The following is a 20033-nucleotide window of genomic DNA, read 5'->3' as shown; positions in this document are numbered from 1 at the left end:
CGAATCAGCGTGCGCCGCGCTGCCGCTCGAACAGCTCGGCATAGCGCACGAGCAGGTCCGCGGGGTCGGCGGGCGGGGCCTGCCGTCGCCAGATCGCCCGGAATTTGCGGGTAAGCACCGTATCGGCGAGCGGTATCTCGACCAGCGCACCGGATCGCAGATCGGCCTCGGCGATCAGGCGACTGAGAATGGCGGGTGCGAGGCCGGTGCGGGCGGTCGCCAGAATGGCCGCCGCCGAACCCAATTCGGCGGCGGGGCGCGCGGGCTCGGTGGTGGCGGCGAGGATCTCCCAGACCGTATCGCGGGTGCCCGAGCCGGGTTCGCGCCACAGCAGCGCCGTGCTCGCCAGCTGTCGCACCGTCACGGGCTCGCGGTGTCGCGCCCACGGATGCCCGCGGCCGACGACCACCACGAGATCATCGGTGCCGAGTATCTGGTTGCCGAGTTCGGGTGGGGAATGCGGGCCTTCGACGAATCCGAGATCGGCCTCGGCCTCGCGCACCCAGGCTTCCACCTGACGGGAATTGCCGACCTCCAGAGCCACCTGCACCTCCGGGCGGGCCTCGCGCAGCGCCGCGAGCCACTGCGACATGCGGTGGTCGGCAATGGTTTTCGAGGCCGCGATGCGCAGTTTCGGCCGATCGCCGACCCGCAGGGCGGCGACCCCATCGGCGAATGCGTGCGCCGCCGCCAGCATCGGGCGGGCGTGCTCCACCACGGCGCGGCCGTGCTCGGTGAGCGTGGAGCCGGTGGGTCCGCGCTCGAGCAGGCGCAGGCGCAGCCGCCGTTCCAGGGCGGTGATCCGCATACTCGCGGCCGGTTGGGTAATGGCGTGGCGGCGGGCCGCCGCACCGAGGCTGCCCAGTTCCGCCACCGAGACGAGCAGATCCAGCACCTCCAGGTCGGGTGTTCCCGGGGGCAGGGTCATAAGGGTCGATTATGCGGGACCCGGGCCGCTGGCATAAGCGTGGCTTATGGGGTGGTCGGCATTCGACGGCTACCGGACGGCCGTCGGGGCGGCAATGCTCGAGCCGTGCCCTGTCGGCGGCCGGTCGGTCGCGGGGGTAGTGAATCGCGAGGAGAGATCATGACTTTCGTCATCGGAGCGGATTGCGTCGACGTCCTGGACCGGGCGTGCGTGGAGGAGTGCCCGGTCAACTGCATCTATGTCGGTGACCGGATGGCCTACATCCAGCCCGACGAGTGCGTGGACTGCGCGGCCTGCGAACCGGCCTGCCCGGTCGAGGCGATCTACTTCGAGGACGATATGCCCGCCGGGCAGGAGATATTCGTGGCCGAGAACGCGCGGTTCTTCGAGGAACCGCTGCCTGGGCGCACCGAGCCGCTCGGTGCGCCGGGTGGTGAGTCGAGAATCGGCGTCGTGGGTGTGGACACCCCATTCGTCGCGGAGTATCCCCGGGCTTAGCGGGCCGGGTCGTTCGCAGGTCAGAGGCGGTCCGCGAAACGCTCGCCGGGTTACGGGCGATCTTTCGGACATGAAGGCCGAGTCGGGGATTCTGAGTGCGCTGGTCGCGGCAGCGGCGCTGGTGCTGGGCGGATGCGGCGCGTCGCCGACACCGCAGGTGGAACCGTCGAATGTGCCGGTCCAACAGCAGAAGCCGGTCACGCCGGTGGGCAGCGGCCACGGCCTGTGCTTCGACCTGAACTCCGACCTCGCCCGATCCGCCGTGGCTCGCCTGGCCCCGCCGCCGATAGGTGACTGGTCGATCGGGCAGGCGAGCGACGATTCGGTCGACGCGGGCTGCGATGGCGTCCTGTCCTGGATGACCGTCAACACCGACACCAACCACCCGTACACCCATGTGCTGTTCTTCACCGACGGCACCTACCTCGGCACCGCGACGGCCGAGCCGTACATGTACACCATGGTGACCGGCGAAACCCGCGATTCGGTCTCGCTGACCTATCACTGGCTGACAGACACTGACCCGATGTGCTGTCCGCAGGGTGGGCCCAGCGTCGTGACCTTCACACTGGACGGGACGACCGTGCGGGCGAATGGTGAGTTCCCACCGCACAATTGAGCGGTCGCGCCATGGTCAGGGCGGCCACGGCCGCCACACCCGCGGACACCCAGAGCAGCACCGACAGTCCGGCGCCGTCGAGGATCACTCCGCCGAGGAAGGATCCCAACGCGATACTGCCGGTGAAGGCGCCGACAAAGAGGCCGGTGACGGCTTCGCGCCGTTGCGGTGCGGCTTGCACCGCCCAGATCTGGGCGCAGACCGAGACGCCGCCATAGGAGCATCCCCACACCACCAGCACCACGGCGGCGCTGATCGGAGCCGTGCCGACCAGTGGCAGCGCCAGCAGGGCAGCGGATGTGCCGATCGCCAGGACGAGCATCGTCGATCGAACGCGGCGGGCGGCGGCGGCTCCCGCGGCGAAGTTCGCGACGATCCCGCAGAGGCCGTACAGGAGCAGCAGCAGCGAGATACCGGGGCCGTGGACGCCTGACACTTCCTCCAGCGCGGGCCGCACGTAGGTGTAGGCGGCGAAATGCGCGGTGACCAGGAGGATCACCGCGATCAGCCCACGGCGCACCGCCGGAATCGCCAGGAGCGCACCAGCATTCCCGCCCGTTCCGATGTCCTGTTCCGGTGGTAGTGCGGGCAGGAGCGCGGCCAGCCCCGCGGCGAGCGCGAGAGCCGCCAGCGCGAGCGCGGCGAAGGCGATGCGCCACCCCGCCACATCACCGAGGAAGGTGCCGAGCGGGACCCCCAGCACGGACGCGACCGCTACGCCGCTGACGACGATCGACACCGCCGTCCCCGCGCGATGAGCATCGACCAGTCGGGTGGCGAGTGCCGCCGCGAGCGCCCACACCGTCGCCATGGCGAATCCGACGACCACGCGGCCGAGCGCGAGCACGGCGAAACCCGGGGCGAGCGCGGTGATCAGATTCCCGGCGGCGAGAACGAGCGCGGCCGCCATCAGGACGCGACGGCGATCCGCGCCGCCGATCGTCCGAGAGACGAAGGGTGCGGCCACCGCGGCCACGACCCCGGTGACGGCCAGACTGAACCCGGCTGTTCCCGGCGTGATGCCCAGCCCTTCGGACATCGGCGTCAGCACGCCGACCGGAAGCATCTCCGAGGTGACAACGAGAAAGGTGGACAGGGCGAGGACGGCGATCGAGGACCAGCGGCCACCGAATTCGGCTGCGGGCGCTCGTGATTCACGCACAGTGGACATGAATCCAGTCAAGGATGCCCGCCGGGTCGGAACAACAGTGATCAGCTCATTGTTCGATCAGCTGGACTCATCGATGCCGCGACGGAAGGAGTCGGATGCCGGACCTTCCCGTTCGCGAACTGGAATGCCTGCTCGTACTCGCCGAGGAACTGCACTTCGGCCGGACGGCCCAGCGGCTGCGGGTCTCGCAGAGCCGGGTGAGCCAGCTCGTCGCCGCGTTGGAACGCAAGCTCGGGACACAGCTGGTGGAGCGCACCAGCCGCCGGGTGGCGCTCACCGAGAGCGGTGCGGATCTCGTGGATCGCGTGCGGCCGACCTACACCCGGCTGGTCGAGGTGGTCGACAGCGCTCGGCAGGAGGCCCGGCGGGCGGCGCCGATCCGCCTCGGTTTCCAGGGCCTCGCCTACGAGACGATCACCTGGACCCTGGCCCGATTCACCCAGGAGAACCCCGGCGTGGACCTGTCGCTGCGGGAGATACCGCTCGGCGACCCGTTCGGCGCGCTGCTGGCCGGAGATATCGATGCCGCCGTCGCGCTGCTCCCGGTCCGCGAGCCGGGACTGTCGGTCGGATTCGCGTTCCCTCCGGCGCCGCGGATGCTGGCCCTGAGCCATGACCATCCGCTGGCACGGGCGGAGCGAATCGATGCCGAGCGCCTGGCCGACGTGGACCTCGTATCGGTGGACGGACCGGCGCCCGGGTACTGGCGGGATATCCACTTCCCGCGCTTCACACCGCTGGGGAAACAGATCGCCGCTACGGTCCGCGTCGCGACTCTTCAGGAGGGAATGACCCTAGCCGCGACCGGTCGGTACGCCATGCTGACCTGCCGCCCGGTGGCCGAGCGCAACCAGCGCGCCGACCTGCGTTACGTGCGCGTCACCGGCTTCGACGAGGAGTCCAGAATGGCACTGATCTGGCGCTCGGCCCAGCGCCCCGCCCAATTGACGAAACTGGCGGCCCTGTTGGGCACACTCCCCGACATCGCGGAATCGGCGTGAACATCGCACCGGAACGGTGCCGCGGCAGCGGGGTACCCGGATAACGGAAGAGGCCCAGGCCGGAGATTTCTCTCCGGCCTGGGCCTCGCAGGGTGACCGACGGGACTCGAACCCGCGACAGCCAGGATCACAACCTGGTGCTCTACCAACTGAACTACGGTCACCATTGCCGGGTAACTTCCGGCGCGATAGATCGTAACGTGTACCCGCGTTCAGTACCTAATCGGCTGGTTATGCGGATTTTCGGGTCAGTTCGAGGTGGCGGATCCGGGTGGGCCGAGTTCGCTCGCGACGGCCGCGATCTCGGCGGTGGAGGGGCCGGGCGGGGCGACGAAGGCGGTGCGGCGGTAGTACTCGAGTTCGCGGATGGATTCCTTGATATCGGCGAGGGCGCGGTGGGAGAGGCCCTTTTCGGGCTGGCCGAAGTAGATGCGGGGGTACCAGCGGCGGCACAGTTCCTTGATGGAGCTGACATCGATCATGCGGTAGTGCAGGTGCGAATCGAGCGCGGGCATATCGCGGGCGATGAAACCACGGTCGGTGGCAATGGAATTGCCCGCGAGCGGCACGGTGCCGGGGGCGGGCACGTACTGCTTGATGTAGTCGAGGATCTGCTGCTCGGCCTCGGCGAGGGTCACGGTGGAGCGACGGACCTCGTCGGTCAGCCCGGAGCGAGCGTGCATCTCGGTCACCACCGGCGGCATGGCGGCCAGGGCGGCGTCATCGGCGTGGATCACGATGTCCACGCCGTCGCCGAGGATATTGAGGTCACTGTCGGTCACGAGCGCGGCCACCTCGATCAGCTTGTCGCTGTCGAGACGCAACCCCGTCATCTCGCAATCCATCCACACCACGAATTTGTCGGACACTCGGCAAAGGGTAGTCGTTTCGCCCGGGTCTACCTGTTCACCCGGCCGCGTCGGGCGGTCGAAGCGGACCGACCGCGCGTTATCGTTGCCAGCAGATCCGCGCGTGATCAGGCGGTCATTTGTTGTTCGGCGGTGCATTCGGCAGAGCAGGCAGTGGCAGACCATACGGAGGACAGCGCGATGAGCAGCCCGCAGGAAAAGGCAGCGGCGGCACGGAAGGCGGCCGAGGAGGCGCAGCGGGTCGCGGCGGAGGCGGCGGCCGCGGCGGAGGCCGCCGAGCGGGAGGCGGCGGAACAGGAGGCGGCCGAACAGGCGAAGGCGGCGAAAGCCGATGCCGCCAAGGGCGATTCGAAGACAAAGGCGAAAAACGCCGCGGGGGACGATAACTCGTCTGCGGCGCAGACCATTGCCGACGGCTACGCCTTCGAGGGCCTGGCTCTGGAACTGGGGACCGTGGTCGTGGGCGAACAGGTGAATCCGGATGCGCGCGTGCGTATTCCGATGAAGACCATCAACCGGCACGGCCTCATCGCCGGAGCCACCGGTACCGGTAAGACCAAGACCGTGCAGGGCATCGCCGAGCAGCTGTCGGCGGCGGGTGTGCCGGTGGTCGTGGCCGATGTGAAGGGTGACCTCTCGGGTTTGTCGGAGCCGGGCGCGTCCAACGACAAGATCCTGGCGCGGGCCAAGGAGACCGGCGACCCGAACTGGGCCCCCACCGCGTTCCCGTGCGAATTCGTCTCCCTGGGCACCGGTGGGATCGGTATCCCGATTCGCGCCACCATCACCTCGTTCGGGCCAATTCTGCTCAGTAAGGCATTGGGGCTCAACGAGACTCAGGAATCCACGCTCGGCCTCGTCTTCCACTGGGCCGACGGCGCGGGCCTGCCGCTGCTGGACCTCAAGGATCTGCGCGCCGTCATCCAATTCCTCACCAGCCCGGAGGGCAAGGAGGACCTGAAGGGCATCGGCGGGGTGTCGGCCGCGACGGCGGGGGTGATCCTGCGCGCGCTGGTGAACCTCGAGGCCGACGGTGGCGACACCTTCTTCGGTGAACCGGAATTGGATCCGAACGACCTGTCCCGCGTCGATGGCGGGCGCGGCGTGATCACCCTGTTCGAACTCGGGGCGCAGGCGGCCCGGCCGCAGATGTTCTCGACCTTCCTCATGTGGGTGCTCGCCGACCTCTTCCAGACCCTGCCCGAGGTCGGCGACCTGGACAAACCCAAGCTGGTCTTCATCTTCGACGAGGCGCACCTGCTGTTCAACGGCGCGTCGAAGGCTTTCCTCCAGCAGGTCGAGCAGACGGTGAAGCTCATTCGCTCCAAGGGCGTCGGCGTATTCTTCTGCACCCAGCTGCCCACCGACATCCCCAATGCCGTGCTCTCGCAATTGGGCGCGCGCATCCAGCACGCCCTGCGCGCGTTCACCCCGGAGGATCAGGCGGCGCTGTCCAAGACCGTGCGCACCTATCCGAAGACGGCTACCTACGACCTCGAAAAGGCGCTCACCTCACTGGGAATCGGCGAGGCCGTGGTGACGGTGCTGTCGGAGAAGGGCGCGCCCACCCCGGTGGCCTGGACCCGCATCCAGCCGCCGCGCTCGCTCATGGACACCATCGGCGACGACGCCATCAACGCCAAATCCAAGTCGAGCGCGCTCTACGACAAGTACGGCCAGTCCATCGACCGTGATTCGGCCTACGAGATCATGGCCGAGAAGCTCGAAGCCGCCGCCCAGGCCGCCGAGAACGAACCGCCCCCGGCCCGGCCCCGCTCGCGCAAGGCCGCACCGGAGGACGAGTCCATGGCCGAGAAGATCGTCAACAACGCGGCGTTCAAGAACTTCCTGCGCTCGGCCGCGACCGTCGCCGGTCGCGAGATCGGCCGCAGCATCTTCGGCACCAGGAAGCGCTAGCCCACCTCACGGCGCAGCAGATCGTCGATCGTCTCGCGCCGCAACAACTCTCGGCAGCGGCCGCCCGCGATCGCCACGATCGGCGGGCGGCCGACGCCGTTGTAGGTGGAGGCGAGGCTGTGGTGGTAGGCGCCCGTGCACGGGATCGCCAGGACTTCACCGGGCCGCAGGTCGGCGGGCAGCCGGACGTCGGCGGCGAGGATATCGCCCGCCTCGCAGTAGCGGCCCGCGACGGTGGCGATCATCTCCGGTCCGATCGGGTGCCGGTTGGCGACCACGGCGTCGTAGCGCGCGCCGTACAGCGCCACCCGAGGGTTGTCGCTCATCCCGCCGTCCACGGTCACGTAGGTCCGACCGTTGTCGATGTGTTTGACCGACAGCACCCGGTACAGCGTGATCCCGGCCCGCGCCACGATCGCCCGCCCTGGCTCCAAAGCGATTGTCGGGCGCGGGAATCCGTGCCGCACACAGGCGGCGTCGAGGGAGTCGTCGATGATATCGGCGAGTTCGGGCAGATCCAGTTCGGCGTCACCGCAGCGGTAGGCGACCGCGTGCCCGCCGCCGAGATCGAGATCGGTGAGGACGACGCCGTGTTCGTCGCGCACCCGCGCCATGGCGGCGATGAGTCGGCGCACCGCCTCGCCGTAGGGGAAGGTGTCGTGAATCTGCGAGCCGAGGTGGCAGTGGAAGCCGACGAGGCGCAGATTCGGTTGCCGCAGAATGCGTTCCACGGCTTCGTCGGCCAGCGCGCTGCCCACCGGGAAGCCGAACTTCTGGTCCGCGATTCCGGTGCGCACGGCCGGGTGGGAGTCGATGTCGATATCGGGTGAGATTCGCAGCAGCACCCGCTGCGGCGTGCTGGCCAGCGCCGCCAGCAGCGGTATCTCGGTGAGCGAATCGATGACGATGCGCCCGACCCCGGCGCGCACCGCCGCCTGCATCTCGTGGAACGGTTTCCCATTGCCGTGCAGGATGATTCGTTCCGGCTCGACTCCGGCCGCCAGGGCGATGGCGAGTTCACCGGCCGAACACACGTCGAGCGAAAGTCCTTCGGCGGTAACCCATTCGGCCACCGCGCGGGTGAGCAGCGCCTTTCCGGCGTAGATGATCTCCGCGTCCGGGAAGTGCTTGCGGTAGGTGCGGCAGCGGCCGCGCACCTCGTCCTCGGCGAGCACATAGGTGGCGGTGCCGTACTGGTCGGCTATATCGGAGAGCGCGACCCCGCCGACGGTGATGCGGCCGTCGGTGTCGTAGTGGGTGTCGCTCGGCCACACCGATGGCGCCAGGCGCGGCACCATGGTCGATCCCAGTGAAGGAAACATGTCGAGCAGCGTCACGGTTACTCCCGGTGTCGTCCCCGCCGTTCCGTATGCGGGGCCTGACTCCTGGCTACGCCGCTTCCCCGGGGAAGCGGCAGGCCGGTAACGCTGCTCTGACGGGGTGAGGGCCGATCTTGACGGCTTCCTGACCCCTCAGCTGATCAGCTGCCCAGTTTCTTGTAGGCGGCACCGGCCACCATCGAGGTGATGGAGCGCGGGCCGAACTGTCCGGCCAGGCTCATCCCCTTGCTCAATACGCCCGGGACGATGCGCATCTTGTTGCGGGCCAGCCCGTCGATGGACATCTTGGCGGCATTGGCGGCGGAGACCCAGACGAATTCCGGGATCTTGTTGCTGACTTCTTCCTGGTCCGGATTGTCGGTGCGGACCGGGCCGGGGGCCAGCAGCGTCACGTGCACGCCGGTGTCCTTGAGCTCGCCGCGCAGGGATTCGGAGAAGGTATTGGTGAACGCCTTGCTCGCGGCGTAGGTGGCATTGTTCGGAATGGGCATATTGCCCGCCGCCGAACCGGTGATGAGAATGCCGCCCGCGCGCCGCGCCAGCATGCCCGGCAGCACCGCGAGGGACAGATCGTGCACGGCGACGGCATTGAGTTCCATGATGTCGCGCTCGTAGTCCAGATCGAGGTTGGCCAGCGGCCCGAAGGTCGCCACCCCGGCGTTGTTGCACAGAATGGCGATATCGCGGCTGGCCAGCTCCTTGGCCAGCGGCGTGCGCTGTTCGCGGTCGGACAGGTCCACGGCCCGCACCTCGGCGATGACGCCGTACTTCTCGCTGAGCCGCTGCGCCAGCTGGTTCAGCAGCTCCTCGCGCCGGGCGACGAGGATGAGGGAGTAACCGCGCGAGGCGAGCTCCTCGGCCAGGGCGGTTCCGATACCGGAGGAGGATCCGGTGACGACGGCACGGTTGTCGGCGGTGGGTGCAGGCAGGCTCACGCTTGGCGAGCCTACAGAGCCGCGCGGGTCAGCGCGCGGGCGCTTCCATGAAGGCGATACCCCAATCGGTATGGCCGTGCCACACGCTGGCGATGCGGCCGCCCTGGACGGCGGGTTTGGGATCGCCGATGGGGCCGCCCGCCGCGCGCACGGCCGCGACGGTGGCATCGAGGTCCGAAGAGCGGAAGGCGACGCCGACGAGGGCCTCCGGCTGCCCGGAGGTGACCACCTCGACGAACGCCTCGCCGACACGGTAGAAGGCCATCTCGGGGCCGTCCGGGCCGCGCGGGTGGAAGCGGCGGCGGGGTGGATCACCCAGCACCGCTGTGAGATTCGTGATGGCGGTGTCGAGGTCGGGCACCCAGTAGACGACGTGATCAACCTTGGTCACGGCATTGGGGTGCGTCGCTGCGCCGTCCGGGGGACTGCCCTCTACAGGCGATTCGGGGACTCCCAGGAGCTTCATCTCGGCGTGCGTTTCGTCGAAGCCCCAGGACGCCTCGCCGAAGGTGCACGTCAGCTGGCCGACCCGCATCGCGCCGTCGCGGACCGTGAAACCCAGTGCCGCCCAAGCCTGCTCGTCGCCGGGCAGGCCGAGGCGGGTGAGCAGCGCCATTACAGCGCCGCCGCGAGCCGCGTGCCCTGGTTGATGGCGCGCTTGGCATCGAGCTCCGAGGCCAGGTCCGCGCCACCGATGAGGTGCACCTTGACGCCCGCGGACCGCAACGGCTCCTCCAGTTCGCGCACGGATTCCTGTCCGGCGCACAGGATCACGTTGTCGCACTCGATGATCCGGGGGCGCTGGCGCTTCTCGCCGAAGCTGATGTGCAGGCCGCGGTCGTCGATGCGCTCGTAGTTCACGCCGCCGATCTGCTCCACGCCCTTGGCCTTGACGGCGGCGCGGTGCACCCAGCCGCTGGTCTTGCCGAGATCCTTGCCGAACGACGACGACTTGCGTTGCAGCAGCACCACTTCGCGGGCGGCGGGGGAGGGCTTGGGCGTGGTGACGAAACCGCGCACGGTCTCGTCGTCGGTGACGCCCCACTCCTCCTTCCACTCGTCGAGCTTCAGGCTGGGATGGCCGTCGACAGTGAGGAATTCGCTGACGTCGAAACCGATACCGCCCGCGCCGATCACGGCGACCTTCTTGCCGACCGGCTTGCCCTCGCGCACCAGCTCCGCGTAGGTGAGCACCTTCGGGTGGTCGACGCCGGGGATGTTCGGGATGCGCGGCTTCACGCCGGTGGCCAGGATGACCTCGTCGTAGCGCCCGTCGATGAGCTGCTGTGCGGTGGCGCGGGTATTGAGATGCAAACGCACACCGGCGACTTCGATCATCCGGGTGTAGTAGCGGATGGTCTCGTTGAACTCCTCCTTGCCGGGGATGCGGCGGGCGATATCGAACTGGCCGCCGATCTTGTCATCGGATTCGAAGAGGTCCACGTGGTGGCCGCGCTGGGCCAGGCTCACCGCCGCCGAGAGCCCGGCCGGGCCCGCGCCGACCACGGCGAAGCGGCGGGTGCGCCGGGTCGGCAGCAGCTTCAGCTCGGTCTCGTGTCCGGCACGCGGATTCAACAGGCAGGACACGTGTTTCGCCTGGAAGGCGTGGTCGAGGCAGGCCTGGTTGCAGGCGATACAGGTATTGATCTCGTCGGTGCGGGCCTGCTGCGCCTTGTTCACCCAGTCGGGATCGGCGAGCAGCGGGCGCGCCATGGAGATCAGGTCGGCGTCGCCGCGGGTGAGGATCTCCTCGGCGGTCTCCGGCATATTGATGCGGTTGGAGGCGATCACCGGAATGTCCACCACGTCTTTGACTTTCGCGGTCCACTCCACGAAGGCGGCGCGCGGGACCGAGGTCACGATGGTGGGGACGCGGGCCTCGTGCCAGCCGATATCGGTATTGATGAGGGTGGCACCGGCGGCCTCGACATCGCGTGCGACAGCGGCGATTTCGTCCCAGGTCTGGCCGTTCTCCACGAAATCGGCCATGGAGAGCCGGAAGACGATGATGAAGTCCGGGCCGGTGGCCGCGCGCACCCGGCGCACGATCTCGCTGGCGATGCGGCGGCGGTTCTCGGAGTTGCCGCCCCACTTGTCCTTGCGCTTGTTGGTGCGCGGCACCAGGAACTGGTTGATGAAATAGCCTTCACCGCCCATGATTTCGACGCCGTCGTATCCGGCGAACTTGGCCAGGTAGGCGCAGCGGGCGTAATCGTCGATGGTCTGCTCGACGCCCTTGCCCGACAGGGCGCGGGGGCGGAAGGGGTTGATGGGGGCCTTGATCGAGGAGGCCGAGACGCTGCCGGGCATATACGAGTAGCGGCCCGCGTGCAGGATCTGCAGGGCGATCTTGCCGCCCTCGGCGTGCACCGCCTTGGTGATGGCGCGGTGCCGGTAGGCCTCGGTCTTGTTGGTCATCTTCGCGCCGAAGGGCAACAGCCAGCCGGTGCGGTTGGGGGCGTAGCCGCCGGTGATGATCAGGCCCACACCGCCTTTGGCGCGCTCGGCGAAGTAGGCGGCCAGGCGATTGGTGTTCCAGGCGCGGTCCTCGAGGCCGGTGTGCATGGAACCCATGACCACGCGATTGCGCAGCGTGGTGAAGCCGAGGTCGAGCGGTTCGAAGAGGTGCGGGTAGGAACTCATCGCTGAGCACTGCCTTTCTCAGGACGCGGGCGGCCGGGCTGTGCCGCGTGCGGGTCGGTATCGCGCCGCAGGGCGGCGAGCACTTCGTCGCACCAGTCGACGAACCCCTCCTCCACGCGGACGCCCGCGCGCAGGACGAGGTACTGGTGCAGAGCCGCGCCGGAGAGCTGTTCCGGGGCGGAGAAGTCCTTCTTCTCGAACGCCCGGAACAGTTCCAGGCGTTGGGCGTGCTGGTCGCGGTGGCGCTCGACCTCCGCGCACAGGGCCGGGATATCGCCGTGCGAGGCGGCGCGCAGTTTCACGCCGAGCTCATTGCGCATGGGCACGATATCGGTGGGTTCGGCGATCCAGCGGGTGAGTTCGGCGCGTCCGGCGTCGCTGACGGTGTAGACCTTCTTGTCGGGTCGGCCGTCCTGGGCGATGGCTTCGGCGGTGACCCACCCCTGCTCCTCCATCCGCTTCAAGACGCGGTAGATCTGCTGGTGGGTGGCGTTCCAGAAGAAGCCGATGGATTTGTCGAAGCGGCGCGCCAGTTCGTAGCCCGAACTGACGCGCTCGGTCAGCGATACCAGGAGCGCATGTTCGAGAGCCATACCGCCGAGGATAACTGCGACTCTATGTACTATGCAACTTGGTGCATAGTGGTGCGGCGGTACATTCGTCCGCATGGAGATTCGCGCCTTCACCGAGGGCGATCGTGCGGAATTGCGGGGCCTGTTCGCGCGGGCGGGGGAGGGGTCGCCGACCGCCTCGTTGTGGGGTGATCCCGAGTCGGAGGCGTCGATCTATCTCGATCCCTACATGGATCTGGAACCGGAATCGCTGTTCGTCGCGGTGGTCGACGGCGGGCTGGTCGGGTACCTGACGGGGTGCGTGGACAGCTCGGAGTTCCCGGGCGAGGACGAACTGCTCGAACGGGCGATACGAGAACATCGGCTGTTCCTGCGCCGCGGACCCGCGCGGTTCTTCGCCCGCAGCATGCTCGACATGGCGGTGGGCACCCTGCGCCGACAGCCTCGGGCAGGCGAACTGCGCGACCCCCGCTGGCCCGCGCACCTGCACATCAACGTCGCGCCGGAGGCGCGCGGAACCGGTGCCGCGCAAGGGCTGATGAAGCACTGGCTCCAGCGATTGGACGCGCTGGAATCTCCCGGCTGCTATCTCCAGACGCTGGTCGAGAACACCCGCGCGGTGCGATTCTTCGAGCGCATGGGGTTCACCGAATACGGTGAGGCGGCAGCGGTCCCCGGCCTGCGTTACCAGGGCAAACGGGTGCATCAGCGGACGATGGTCCGGACCCGTCGAGCCTAGGGTCTGCCTGCCGTCCGAATTTCTACCGTCGCGAGCCTGACCGTGTGAACGAATGCTGTTGGTGTGAGCGCTATCGGCATTCGCGAACTACATGCCAACTCGGCGAAATATGTCAACGCCCCGAGGCGGGCGTGATGGTCCGCCTGTCGTCGCGCTGGTACCGCGGGGGCGATGCCGAGGATGAAGTGCGGGCGCGGGAGGCCGTAGCACTCGGGCGGTGAGCCGACCGTCGGCGTGGCCAATGTGCTGGCCTTGCTCGTGGACGCGGATGCCGAGGGGTGATCCCTGGTCAGGACCGGTCGGGTGGCGTGTTTTCTGGTGGTAGGTGCGGGCGTCGCATACTCTGCGCAGATGGCGGAGGTTTCCGGGCAGGCGACGATCGGGCAGGCCAGTGCGCGGGGGCAGGTGGTCGCGTGGAGTTTCTGGGATTGGGGCTCTTCGGCTTTCAATGCCGTGATCCTCACCTTCGTGTTCTCGGTGTACCTCACCGACAAGGTCGGCGAGGATCTGCCCGGTGAGATCTCGGCGAGCGCCTGGTTGGGCTGGGCGCTGGCGGCGGCGGGACTGGTGGTCGCGCTCACCGCGCCAGTCAGCGGTCAATGGTTCGACGCGACGGCCAAACGTAAACTCTCCCTTGCGGTTCTGACCGGCTTGACGATTCTCTCGATGACGGCCATGTTCTTCGTGCAGGCCGACTACCACTATCTCTGGCTGGGCCTGGTGCTGTTGGCGCTCGGCTCCGCCTTCTTCGAATTGGCGAACGTCCCCTACAACGCCATGCTCCGCCAGGTCTCCACACCCGCCACCGTCGGCCGTGTCTCCGGATTCGGTTGGGCCATGGGCTATTTCGGCGGCATCTTCCTGCTGCTCATCTGCTATTTCGGCTTCATCAGCGGGGACGGCGACTTCCGCGGCCTCTTCGGCATTCCCACCGACGAGGGCCTCAACATCCGCCTGGTAGCGGTCCTGGCCGCGGTCTGGTTCGCCGCCTTCGCCCTCCCCGTACTCTTCGCCGTCCCCGAATTACCGCGCACCACAGCCGATCCCGGTGCGGCGGTACCCCTGAAACCCGCGGGCGGTCCGGCCGCGCTGGGCTGGTGGCGTGCCCTCACCACGTCCTACCGCATCCTCTGGCGCGACCTGCGCGACCTGTGGAACGCCGACCGCCGCACCGTCTACTTCCTCCTCGCCAGCGCCGTCTTCCGCGACGGCCTCGCGGGCGTGTTCACCTTCGGCGCGGTCCTGGCCGTCCGCGTCTACGACATCGCCGAGGACGACGTTCTGCTCTTCGGCGTCGCCGCCAATGTCGTTGCCGCCCTTGGCGCGATCATCGCGGGCCGCTTCGACGACCGCATCGGCCCCAAACGCGTGATCATCGCCTCCCTCATCTCGATGATCGTCTGCGGCATCATCCTCCTGGCCGTCTCCGGCCCCCTCATGTTCTGGATCTTCGGCCTGGCCCTCACCGTCTTCGTAGGCCCCGCCCAAGCCTCCTCCCGCTCCTTCCTCGCCCGCCTCGCCCCACCCGGCCGAGAAGGCCAAACCTTCGGCCTCTACACCACCACCGGCCGAGCCGTATCCTTCCTGGCCCCCGCCCTTTTCGGCCTCTTCGCCTGGCTCTTCGCCACAGACCGAGCAGGCATAATAGGCCTCCTCCTAGTCCTGACCGCAGGCCTCCTAGCCCTCCTCCCCGTCCAACCACCCCAAAAAACCCCGGTGGACATGACGAAGCCCCAATCCTGACCGAGCGTCGCGTCCGGCAGGCGGTTTCGGGAGCAGCTCAGGGCCGCCAGGCGCCCATGCCGAGGGAGATGAGGCGGACTTGGCGGATGGCGTTGTCGACTATGCGGGGGCGGTCTCGGGTTTCGGCGGGGATGTATTCGGCTATGCGTTCAGCGACGGTCGAGACGATGAGGTCTGCGGCTAGTTCCAGGTCGTCGGGGGACCAGGCGTCGAGGGTGCGGACTCGGGAGAGGTCTACTACCAGTTCACGGACTATGAGTTGCATTTCTACGGAGATCGCGGAGCGTAGGGCGGCGGAGCCGCCGTGGCGTTCGCGGATCAGGAAGCCGTAGAGGTCGTGTTTGCTGGCTACCTGGGCGAAGACGAAGCGGACCGTTTCGGCCAGGCGGGCATCCGGGGTTCGGCGCAATTCCCGCAGGGCCAAGCGCAATTCGCGGACGCCCTGGGCCACCAACGTGGCGCCCAACTCGTCGAGGGAGGAGAAGTGGCGGTAGAAGGCCGTGGGGACGATGCCCGCGGAACGGGCTATCTCGCGCAGGCTCAAGGCGGCGAAACCGCGATCGGCGGCTAGGGCGAGGGTGCCTTCCAGGAGGGCGGCGCGGGTGCGTTCCTTGCGCTCGACTCGGGTTGCTGCCTGCTCGCTCACGTCGATGAGCATACATGCGTTCACATTCGGTCCCTTCACAAGATGTCGTGTGCGTCACACGAAGCGCAGGTTGAACTATGAGGTGGGTACCCGGCACACTAACTCAGTGTACAGATGTGCACCGAAAGTACAGTGGTATGGGTACGGACTCGGTGCACCCGAGAACGACGGGGCGTGCCGAGCGATTTCGGTTACGCGACAGGAGGCCCGCATGGTTGGACTACTCGACCTCGTGCAGACACTCACCAGCCCGCACCCGCTGGACCGCTACCTGGAGCTGGTGCGCCCGACGCTGACCCTGCGCGATATGCGCGCCGAGATCACCCATGTCCGCCGCCACCCGGCCCCCGGCAGCGCCGAGGGTTCGGTGACGCTCACCCTGCGCCCCACCCGACAGTGGGCCGGGCACCTCGCGGGCCAGTACGTGCAGATCGGCGTGGTCATCGACGGTGTGCGCCACACCCGCTGCTATTCGCCGGTCAATACCCAGGGCCGCCGCGATCGGCATATCGAGCTCACCGTCAAGGCGCACCCGAACGGCCTTGTCTCCCAATACCTCAACGCCCACGCCATCCCCGGCATGGTGGTGGACCTGGCCCCGGCCGCGGGCGTTTTCCACCTGCCCGAACCGCGCCCGGACAAGATCGTGCTCATCAGCGGCGGCAGCGGCATCACCCCGGTGCTGTCCATGCTGCGCACCCTGGCCGCCGAGAGCTTCGCCGGAAAGGTGGTGTTCCTGCATTACAACCGTTCGCCGGAAATGGTCCCGCACCGCGCGGAGCTCGAGGCGATCGCCATGCAGCACACCAATTTCCGCATCGAACTGCTCTATCCCGAGCGCGATGCCGACGATCGCTTCTCCTACGACCAGCTGGAACGGTTCGCGCCGTGGTTCGCCACCGCGCAGACCTACCTGTGCGGTCCGCCCGGGCTCATGAGCGCCGTGCGCACCGCCTACGAGGCCGAGCAGCTGGGCGACCGGCTGCACAGCGAGGAGTTCACGCTCAGCCTCGCCCCGGCCGACACCGAGGCCGCCGAGGGCGACATCACCTTCTCCGGCAGCGGCATCACCGCCGCCAACTCCGGCGAGACCCTGCTCGAGCAGGCTGAAAACGCCGGTATCACACCGGAATACGGCTGCCGCATGGGTATCTGCTTCACCTGCACCGCGGTCAAGCGCAGCGGCTGCACCCGCAATCTCAAAACCGGCGAAATCGACAACGATCCGGATCAGCCCATCCAGCTCTGTATCAACGCCCCCGTCGGGGACGTCGATATCGCCATCTGAATCAGGAGGGAATCATCATGGCGATTCTGACCGAAACCAAGGACGGGCCGCTCGTACTGTCCGCCGAGCAGGTCGAGGAGATCGGCCGCGAACTCGACGAACTGCGCGCCCGTATCGTCGCCGACCTCGGCGACCGCGACCGCGAATACATCTACAAGATCATCAAGGCCCAGCGCGGCTTCGAGATCGCGGGCCGCGGGCTCATGTATCTCGGCTTCCTGCCCCCGTTCTGGCTGGCGGGCGTGGCCTCGCTGAGCATCTCCAAGATCCTCGACAATATGGAGATCGGCCACAACGTCATGCACGGCCAGTGGGACTGGATGCGTGAACCGGGCCTGAATTCCCGTGTCTTCGAATGGGATACGGTCTGCCCTGCCGACCAGTGGCGGCACTCGCACAACTACATGCACCACACCTACACCAATATCCACGGCAAGGACCGCGATATCGGCTACGGCATCCTGCGCGTGGACGAGGACCAGCCCTGGAACCCGCTGCGCCTGGGCAACCCGCTCTACGCCTTCATCCTCATGGTCGCCTTCGAGTGGGGCGTCATGGGCCACGACCTGGAGGTGGAGAACATCGTCCGGGGCAAGCGCAAGTGGTCGGAGATCAAGGCGCTGGTCAAGGGCCAGTCCAAGAAGGCCGGACGTCAGGTCCTCAAGGACTACGTGGTCTTCCCGCTGCTGACCGGCCCGCTGTTCGCCTCCACCCTGGCCGGTAACTTCACCGCCAATATCGTCCGCAATCTGTGGACCTTCTCCATCATCTTCTGCGGTCACTTCCCGACCGGCGTACAGACGTTCACCGAGGAGGAGTGCGCCGAGGAGACCCAGGGCGAGTGGTACGTGCGCCAGATGCTGGGCTCGGCCAACATCACCGGCACCCCGCTGTTCCACATCATGTCCGGCAACCTCTCGCACCAGATCGAGCACCACCTGTTCCCGGATATCCCCGCCAACCGCTACCCGGAGATCGCGCCGCAGGTGAAGGCGCTGTGCGAGAAGTACGGCCTGCCCTACAACACCGGCCGCTTCAGCAAGCAGATCGGCTCGGTCTGGGGCAAGCTGTTCAAGCTGGCCCTGCCCCCGTTCCTCGTCGGGAAATCGTCCCAGCCAGGTGTTATCGTCATGCGTCGGGGGAAGCCGAGCGAAGTGGGCGTATAGATGATCGGAAAATTCGAGAGCAACAAGGATCTGATCCAGGAGCTGACGGCCTCGGGCGCGAAGCATGTCGGCAATATCGCGAACATCATCACCGGCACCGTCGCCGAGGTGACCCGCGAGATCGGGGATTGGATCACCGACGCCATCGAGATGCGGGAAGCGGCGGCCGCCGCGGCTGCCGACGCCGCCGCCCAGCGCGCCGCCGAATCCGAGGCGGATCTCGACGAGGTATCGGAACCCGCGGCGCCGCAGGAAGATTCGGTGCCGGAGCGGCCAGCGACAGCGGCGGAGTTCATTGACGCCGAGGTCGTGGTGGAGCCGCGCCGACCGTACTGACGCCGTAGCAGCCGGGCGGTACTCCTTCGGGGTACCGCCCAGCGCGCTGCGCGGGTCACCACACCGGCAGCCGCCGCCGGTGCTGGGCCACCTCGGTGATGAGATCCCGGTAGCCGTCGGCCAATTCGGCCAGCCGGTACCACTGCAGATGCGCCTCGCGGTCGACGCCGTGCCCGTTGGTCTCGCTCGTGCGCGGTGCGGCCTCCTCGGCCCGGCGGCGCGCGTCTTCGGCAGCGCGCCAAGACATCTCGTCCTCGCCGCGATTGGGCGGACCCTCACCGCGATGCGGCCCGGTATGCCTGCGGGCCCGGCCCTCGCCGTTCTTGCCCCCGGCCCGTGCCGATCTCGGCGGCATTCCCAAAGCCTGTTGTGCCGCAACCCATTTCGCGGCCATTCGATCGATCACCGCGCCGAGCGTCTCGGTGTGCAGCGAGGCTCCGCTGCGGTGCGCGATATGGGCGGCCACCCAATCGTCGATGCGGTCGACGAGTTCGGCGCGACGGGCGTCGATCCGCTCCATCGCCTGACTGCACTGCGCCACGCGGCCCGGCGACACCGGGTTGGCGTGCGCGGACTGTTTGGCGTGCAGGCGGCGCTCATGGCACAGCACCAGCTCGTGGGCGGCATCGAGGACCTCCCGGTCGACCCGGTCGGCGAGTACGGGTTCGCGGAAGGCGCGCAGCAGCGTGGCGGGCGAGGGAAGCTGGGCCCCGGACATCGGCAGTTCGGCCCCGAAACCCGCAGCTCTGTAGTCGGTTGCCATATTTCCCACCCTCGACTGTTTCGGCATGGATGCGCCAGGGCCGAGGGGGTTTCGGGGAGGGGCTCCCCTCGGCTCCGGCGCAGTCCCGTACGTCGGGACGCACAGCCCACCAATCAGCGACACGGTGAAGAAACCGGGAAATCCGCGACGATGCGATGGGGAGACTGTCCGAAATACGGGACATATTCAGGTTGGCGCGATACCCCAGGACGCGCAACCGGCGGGCGCGCGATTCGCCGAAGCTGCCGGAAAATCGTTATAGACCATTACAGTCCGGTCACACGGGGGGTGCGTTTCGAGTCGGATCGACACCTGTACCCGGGTCGGAGGGCCCGCGGCGGCCGCACGCGGCGAGATCGAGGGCGCACCGGTGGCAATCGGACCGGGCGTGGCGACTCGCTCGCGGGGCCCGGTCCGATAGCCTGGATATTCGTGCCCGCATACGTGTCCTCACCGGAACTGACCTTCGGTTTCATGTTCGCGCTGGAAGACCCGGAGCGAATCGCGGAAGTCGTGCGCACGCTCATGGTTCGCCGGACGATATCGGTGTTCCGGCTCGCGCACCTATCCAATGACGACGGCCCGCCGGAGCGCTACGTCGTCAACTGGGCGTCGATCCCGCAGATCTCCATCACCACCGCCGCGCCGGAGCCCGACGAATTGCATTCCAGCGGAACGATGCTGGTCAACGCCTTTCTCGGGGAGGACGGCGAGGTGAGTCTCTACTCGGCCGGAGCGCAGCCGCCGCGATAGCCGCACAACGGCTTTCGTTACGGTGACACTTGCCATACCCCCTCTAAGCAACCTCTCAGCAACCGACCAGTGCCCTATCAGGGAGCCTCGGCAGAGTCGGTCACGT

The 20033-nt window shown here is 67.7% G+C and carries 20 protein-coding genes and 1 tRNA gene; 10 read left to right on the top strand and 11 right to left on the bottom strand.

What is annotated here, in order from left to right; all coding sequences use genetic code 11:
- Positions 1 to 4: 4 nt before the first annotated feature.
- A complete protein-coding gene (locus tag ACIBH2_RS12325) occupies positions 5 to 928 on the bottom strand; it encodes a LysR substrate-binding domain-containing protein (protein WP_397116274.1) in 924 nt (307 codons plus the stop codon).
- A 159-nt stretch (positions 929 to 1087) separates the two neighbouring features.
- Between ACIBH2_RS12325 and fdxA the strand changes: the two genes are divergently transcribed.
- Positions 1088 to 1426 carry a ferredoxin gene (fdxA, locus tag ACIBH2_RS12320; RefSeq protein WP_397116272.1) on the top strand — a complete coding sequence of 113 codons (339 nt, stop codon included), beginning with the start codon at positions 1088 to 1090 and terminating at the stop codon, positions 1424 to 1426.
- Between the two features lie 70 nt (positions 1427 to 1496).
- Positions 1497 to 2045 carry an LppP/LprE family lipoprotein gene (locus ACIBH2_RS12315; RefSeq protein WP_397116270.1) on the top strand — a complete coding sequence of 183 codons (549 nt, stop codon included), beginning with the start codon at positions 1497 to 1499 and terminating at the stop codon, positions 2043 to 2045.
- Here ACIBH2_RS12315 and ACIBH2_RS12310 read toward each other — a convergent pair.
- Positions 1990 to 3216, bottom strand: a complete 1227-nt coding sequence (locus tag ACIBH2_RS12310) for an MFS transporter (RefSeq protein ID WP_397116268.1) — start codon at positions 3214 to 3216, stop codon at positions 1990 to 1992. The genes ACIBH2_RS12315 and ACIBH2_RS12310 overlap by 56 nt on opposite strands.
- 95 nt (positions 3217 to 3311) lie before the next feature.
- Between ACIBH2_RS12310 and ACIBH2_RS12305 the strand changes: the two genes are divergently transcribed.
- Positions 3312 to 4217 carry a LysR family transcriptional regulator gene (locus ACIBH2_RS12305; RefSeq protein ID WP_397116266.1) on the top strand — a complete coding sequence of 302 codons (906 nt, stop codon included), beginning with the start codon at positions 3312 to 3314 and terminating at the stop codon, positions 4215 to 4217.
- A gap of 91 nt (positions 4218 to 4308) precedes the next feature.
- Here ACIBH2_RS12305 and ACIBH2_RS12300 read toward each other — a convergent pair.
- Both ACIBH2_RS12300 and orn read right to left on the bottom strand, forming a co-directional pair.
- Positions 4309 to 4381: transfer RNA gene (locus tag ACIBH2_RS12300), tRNA-His, on the bottom strand.
- Positions 4382 to 4465: 84 nt separating this feature from the next.
- On the bottom strand, positions 4466 to 5086 hold the full coding sequence (gene orn, locus ACIBH2_RS12295; RefSeq protein ID WP_397116264.1) for an oligoribonuclease: 621 nt from the start codon (positions 5084 to 5086) through the stop codon (positions 4466 to 4468).
- 180 nt (positions 5087 to 5266) lie between these two features.
- Here orn and ACIBH2_RS12290 point away from each other — a divergent pair, with 180 nt between their 5' ends.
- On the top strand, positions 5267 to 7003 hold the full coding sequence (locus ACIBH2_RS12290; RefSeq protein ID WP_397116262.1) for a helicase HerA-like domain-containing protein: 1737 nt from the start codon (positions 5267 to 5269) through the stop codon (positions 7001 to 7003).
- Here the strand turns inward: ACIBH2_RS12290 and lysA are convergent.
- The 5 genes from lysA to ACIBH2_RS12265 all read right to left on the bottom strand — a co-directional run bounded on the left by lysA (position 7000) and on the right by ACIBH2_RS12265 (position 12514).
- Complete coding sequence (gene lysA / locus ACIBH2_RS12285; RefSeq protein ID WP_397116260.1) at positions 7000 to 8340, bottom strand: diaminopimelate decarboxylase; 1341 nt, start codon at positions 8338 to 8340, stop codon at positions 7000 to 7002. The genes ACIBH2_RS12290 and lysA overlap by 4 nt on opposite strands.
- A gap of 143 nt (positions 8341 to 8483) precedes the next feature.
- Entirely contained in the window at positions 8484 to 9278 is a 795-nt protein-coding gene (gene cmrA / locus ACIBH2_RS12280; protein WP_397116258.1) for a mycolate reductase, read from the bottom strand.
- A gap of 28 nt (positions 9279 to 9306) precedes the next feature.
- Positions 9307 to 9894: a VOC family protein gene (locus ACIBH2_RS12275; protein WP_397116256.1), complete on the bottom strand. Its 588-nt coding sequence runs from the start codon at positions 9892 to 9894 to the stop codon at positions 9307 to 9309.
- Positions 9894 to 11921 (bottom strand): FAD-dependent oxidoreductase, encoded by a 2028-nt coding sequence (locus tag ACIBH2_RS12270; protein WP_397116254.1) that lies wholly within the window; start codon positions 11919 to 11921, stop codon positions 9894 to 9896. Before ACIBH2_RS12270 ends, ACIBH2_RS12275 begins: the two co-directional genes overlap by 1 nt.
- On the bottom strand, positions 11918 to 12514 hold the full coding sequence (locus ACIBH2_RS12265; RefSeq protein ID WP_397116252.1) for a PadR family transcriptional regulator: 597 nt from the start codon (positions 12512 to 12514) through the stop codon (positions 11918 to 11920). Before ACIBH2_RS12265 ends, ACIBH2_RS12270 begins: the two co-directional genes overlap by 4 nt.
- A 73-nt stretch (positions 12515 to 12587) precedes the next feature.
- Here ACIBH2_RS12265 and ACIBH2_RS12260 point away from each other — a divergent pair, with 73 nt between their 5' ends.
- Positions 12588 to 13232, top strand: a complete 645-nt coding sequence (locus ACIBH2_RS12260; RefSeq protein WP_397116250.1) for a GNAT family N-acetyltransferase — start codon at positions 12588 to 12590, stop codon at positions 13230 to 13232.
- A 351-nt stretch (positions 13233 to 13583) separates the two neighbouring features.
- Positions 13584 to 14975: an MFS transporter gene (locus ACIBH2_RS12255; RefSeq protein ID WP_397116248.1), complete on the top strand. Its 1392-nt coding sequence runs from the start codon at positions 13584 to 13586 to the stop codon at positions 14973 to 14975.
- A 37-nt stretch (positions 14976 to 15012) separates the two neighbouring features.
- Here the strand turns inward: ACIBH2_RS12255 and ACIBH2_RS12250 are convergent, their stop codons facing one another.
- Positions 15013 to 15633, bottom strand: a complete 621-nt coding sequence (locus tag ACIBH2_RS12250; RefSeq protein ID WP_397116999.1) for a TetR family transcriptional regulator — start codon at positions 15631 to 15633, stop codon at positions 15013 to 15015.
- 199 nt (positions 15634 to 15832) lie between these two features.
- Here ACIBH2_RS12250 and ACIBH2_RS12245 point away from each other — a divergent pair, with 199 nt between their 5' ends.
- The 3 genes from ACIBH2_RS12245 to ACIBH2_RS12235 are packed head-to-tail and all read left to right on the top strand — an operon-like array spanning position 15833 to position 18411.
- The gene (locus ACIBH2_RS12245) at positions 15833 to 16909 is read left to right on the top strand and encodes a ferredoxin reductase (protein WP_397116246.1); all 1077 of its coding nucleotides are present in this window, start codon (positions 15833 to 15835) and stop codon (positions 16907 to 16909) included.
- Between the two features lie 17 nt (positions 16910 to 16926).
- The gene (locus tag ACIBH2_RS12240; RefSeq protein ID WP_397116244.1) at positions 16927 to 18075 is read left to right on the top strand and encodes a fatty acid desaturase family protein; all 1149 of its coding nucleotides are present in this window, start codon (positions 16927 to 16929) and stop codon (positions 18073 to 18075) included.
- Positions 18076 to 18411: a hypothetical protein gene (locus tag ACIBH2_RS12235; protein ID WP_397116242.1), complete on the top strand. Its 336-nt coding sequence runs from the start codon at positions 18076 to 18078 to the stop codon at positions 18409 to 18411.
- Between the two features lie 55 nt (positions 18412 to 18466).
- Here the strand turns inward: ACIBH2_RS12235 and ACIBH2_RS12230 are convergent, their stop codons facing one another.
- A complete protein-coding gene (locus tag ACIBH2_RS12230) occupies positions 18467 to 19174 on the bottom strand; it encodes a DUF4254 domain-containing protein (RefSeq protein ID WP_397116240.1) in 708 nt (235 codons plus the stop codon).
- Positions 19175 to 19606: 432 nt separating this feature from the next.
- Here ACIBH2_RS12230 and ACIBH2_RS12225 point away from each other — a divergent pair, with 432 nt between their 5' ends.
- The gene (locus ACIBH2_RS12225) at positions 19607 to 19927 is read left to right on the top strand and encodes a hypothetical protein (protein ID WP_397116238.1); all 321 of its coding nucleotides are present in this window, start codon (positions 19607 to 19609) and stop codon (positions 19925 to 19927) included.
- Positions 19928 to 20033 lie beyond the last annotated feature (106 nt).

This window comes from Nocardia sp. NPDC050406, from assembly GCF_044459025.1.
Taxonomy (GTDB): Bacteria; Actinomycetota; Actinomycetes; order Mycobacteriales; family Mycobacteriaceae; genus Nocardia.
This window is presented reverse-complemented; position numbering and strand designations above follow the sequence as displayed.